The organism is Celeribacter halophilus (genome assembly GCF_018860305.1).
GTDB lineage: Bacteria > Pseudomonadota > Alphaproteobacteria > Rhodobacterales > Rhodobacteraceae > Celeribacter > Celeribacter halophilus_A.
The window spans coordinates 2,501-6,105 of record NZ_JAHKPE010000035.1 but is presented as its reverse complement, the minus strand read 5'-3'; the positions used below and the strand labels follow the sequence as shown (position 1 = coordinate 6,105).

Genomic DNA, 3,605 nt, shown 5'->3' with positions numbered 1-3,605 from the left:
GAGAAGGGGGGGGGGGCCACGTCCCTATTTCTTCCCTGTTGCTTCCAGCGCGCATGGCTTAGAAACGCCAAAAGCGCCCCTTGGGGCGCTATGTCGTTGTATTATATGTTGGATTTTGGTTGCGGGAGTAGGATTTGAACCTACGACCTTCAGGTTATGAGCCTGACGAGCTACCGGGCTGCTCCATCCCGCGACGGTATTAGTTGTCTATTTGGATATACATGTCTGCTATCGTTTAGAGAGATTTGGGTATTTATTAGGTTTGGCGGTGACCTACTCTCCCACGACTTAAGTCGCAGTACCATTGGCGCGAACGTGCTTAACGGCCGAGTTCGGGATGGGATCGGGTGTTTCACTATTGCTGTGACCACCAAACCGAATAAATACCCAAGTTCCCTTTTTAGGGAACACCAAGTCAAGTTTTTGTATGTGTATGCTTTTGATATGTCCGTAAATTTTGCTTTTACTGGATCAAATCAAGCCTATCGAGCAATTAGTACCGGTCAACTGAATGCATTGCTGCACTTACATCTCCGGCCTATCGACGAGGTGGTCTACCTCGGCTCTCAGGGATACCTTGTTTTGAGGGGGGCTTCCCGCTTAGATGCCTTCAGCGGTTATCCTTTCCGATCATAGCTACCCAGCACTGCTATTGGCATAACAACTGGTCCACCAGTGGATCGTTCACCCCGGTCCTCTCGTACTAGGGGCAACTCCTCTCAAGTATCCTACACCCACGGCAGATAGGGACCGAACTGTCTCACGACGTTCTAAACCCAGCTCACGTACCTCTTTAAACGGCGAACAGCCGTACCCTTGGGACCTGCTCCAGCCCCAGGATGAGATGAGCCGACATCGAGGTGCCAAACACTGCCGTCGATATGGACTCTTGGGCAGTATCAGCCTGTTATCCCCGGCGTACCTTTTATCCGTTGAGCGATGGCCCTTCCACTCGGGACCACCGGATCACTATGGCCGTCTTTCGACTCTGCTCGACTTGTCAGTCTTGCAGTCAGGCTGGCTTCTGCCATTGCACTCAACGAGCGATTTCCGACCGCTCTGAGCCAACCTTCGCGCGCCTCCGTTACTCTTTGGGAGGCGACCGCCCCAGTCAAACTACCCGCCACACAGGGTCCCGGATCCGGATAACGGACCGCGGTTAGACATCAAGCAGAACAAGGGTGGTATCTCAAGGGAGGCTCCACCGAGACTGGCGTCTCGGTTTCAAAGCCCACCACCTATCCTGCACATGTTCGGCCTAATGCCAGTGTGAAGCTGTAGTAAAGGTGCACGGGGTCTTTCCGTCTAACCGCGGGAAGCCTGCATCTTGACAGGCAATTCAATTTCGCTGAGTCGATGTTGGAGACAGCGGGGAAGTCGTTACGCCATTCGTGCAGGTCGGAACTTACCCGACAAGGAATTTCGCTACCTTAGGACCGTTATAGTTACGGCCGCCGTTTACCTGGGCTTCAATTCGGAGCTTGCACTCCTCCTTTTAACCTTCAGGCACCGGGCAGGCGTCAGACCCTATACGTCGTCTTGCGACTTCGCAGAGCCCTGTGTTTTTAGTAAACAGTCGCCACCCCCTGGTTTGTGCCCCCAGCCAATACTTGCGTAGAAACTGGGCCTCCTTCTCGCGAACTTACGGAGGTATTTTGCCGAGTTCCTTCAACATCGTTCTCTCAAGCGCCTTGGTATTCTCTACCAGTCCACCTGTGTCGGTTTAGGGTACGATCTAATGAGAGGCTATTTCCAGGAACCGCTCAGCCGCCCATTCAATCCGATAAGGATGAACGACCTCTGCGATCCGTCACTTCTCTCTGGCCCAGGAATATTAACCTGGTTCCCATCGACTACGCCTTTCGGCCTCGCCTTAGGGGTCGGCTTACCCTGCTCAGATTAGCTTTAAGCAGGAACCCTTGGACTTTCGGCGACAGGGTCTCTCACCCTGTTTGTCGCTACTCATGTCATCATTCTCACTAGTGATCTCTCCACCGGATCGCTCACGCGCCAGCTTCACAGAAAGCTCCGTGCGTCCAAGGCTTCCCGAAGGAAGTTAAGGACGCATGGAACTATGTCACACTACGCTCTGCTACCATGCCTTACGGCATCCTCGGCTTCGGCTCATGGCTTGAGCCCCGTTACATCTTCGCCGCAGGACAACTTATCTAGACCAGTGAGCTGTTACGCTATCTTTAAAGGATGGCTGCTTCTAAGCCAACCTCCTGGTTGTTTTGGTCGTCCCACCTGCTTTCCCACTTAGCCATGAATTAGGGGCCTTAGCCGGAGGTCAGGGTTGTTTCCCTCTCCACTACGGGCGTTAGCACCCGCAGTGTGTCTGCCATCTAGTACTCCCGGGTATTCGGAGTTTGGTTAGGATCAGTAAGCCGGTAAGGCCCCATTACCCATCCAGTGCTCTACCCCCCGGGGTATTCGGATGACGCTCTACCTAAATAGATTTCGCAGAGAACCAGCTATCTCCGAGTTTGATTGGCCTTTCACCCCTAGGCACAACTCATCCCGACCTTTTTCAACAGGTGTGGGTTCGGACCTCCAGTTAGTGTTACCTAACCTTCATCCTGGTCATGCCTAGATCACTCGGTTTCGGGTCTGATCCCACGAACTCATGCGCCCTATTAAGACTCGCTTTCGCTACGCCTACACCTAACGGCTTAAGCTTGCTCGTAAGACCAAGTCGATGACCCATTATACAAAAGGTACGCCGTCAGGACTCGAGGTCCCTCCGACTGCTTGTAGGCGTCCGGTTTCAGAAACTGTTTCACTCCCCTCGTCGGGGTGCTTTTCACCTTTCCCTCACGGTACTGGTTCACTATCGGTCAGTAAGGAGTACTTAGCCTTCGGGGGTGGTCCCCCGATCTTCAGACAGAATTTCACGTGTTCCGCCCTACTTAATACGTCACTCAAAGCTTCCTATACGGGGCTATCACCCGCTATGGCCACGCTTTCCAACGTGTTCTAGTCACTTATCATGCTCGGCTGGTTCCCGTTCGCTCGCCGCTACTAGGGAAGTCTCTATTGATGTCCTTTCCTCCGGGTACTTAGATGTTTCAGTTCCCCGGGTTTGCTCTTATAAACCTATGTATTCAGTCTATAAGTACCTGGTTCAGCAAGATATTGATTACCAAGGTAACAATATCGAACTGTCAGGTGGGTTCCCCCATTCGGAAATTCATGGATCAAAGCCTATTCTCAGCTCCCCATGACTTATCGCAGAGTATCACGTCCTTCATCGCCTCTTACTGCCAAGGCATTCACCAAACGCCCTTCTCGCGCTTGATTTGATCCAGAAAGAGCAAAACTGCATCCGAAGATGCGCCGCTTTGCAGACAACACAAGCTGGTAAGCAATGTTGCGCGCTTCCCGAACCAAAAGCATACATTTTCCCGCGCTTCCTTGCATACGAGACCTCATGTCGGTGAGGCCTCACAAGAAAGCACTTACGTCCAACCGTATGTCTACGGCGGACGCGGTGACATCCTCTCTCGAGAATGCACCTGGTTAGTGTACTTGACTTGGGCAACATCATCTTTTCGCGCCGCGATATGTTAGGAAGTCCGAGGAAAGGGACCGCAAAACACCTTCCT

General features: G+C 52.5%; 1 tRNA gene and 2 rRNA genes. All 3 read right to left on the bottom strand.

Annotation, left to right across the window (positions count from 1 at the left end):
* Positions 1 to 116: 116 nt before the first annotated feature.
* The 3 genes from KO492_RS16600 to KO492_RS16590 all read right to left on the bottom strand — a co-directional run bounded on the left by KO492_RS16600 (position 117) and on the right by KO492_RS16590 (position 3,300).
* A tRNA-Met gene (locus KO492_RS16600) sits at positions 117 to 193 on the bottom strand.
* 67 nt (positions 194 to 260) lie between these two features.
* Positions 261 to 375, bottom strand: a 5S ribosomal RNA gene (gene rrf / locus KO492_RS16595).
* Positions 376 to 472: 97 nt separating this feature from the next.
* Positions 473 to 3,300: ribosomal RNA gene (locus tag KO492_RS16590) — 23S ribosomal RNA — on the bottom strand.
* Positions 3,301 to 3,605 lie beyond the last annotated feature (305 nt).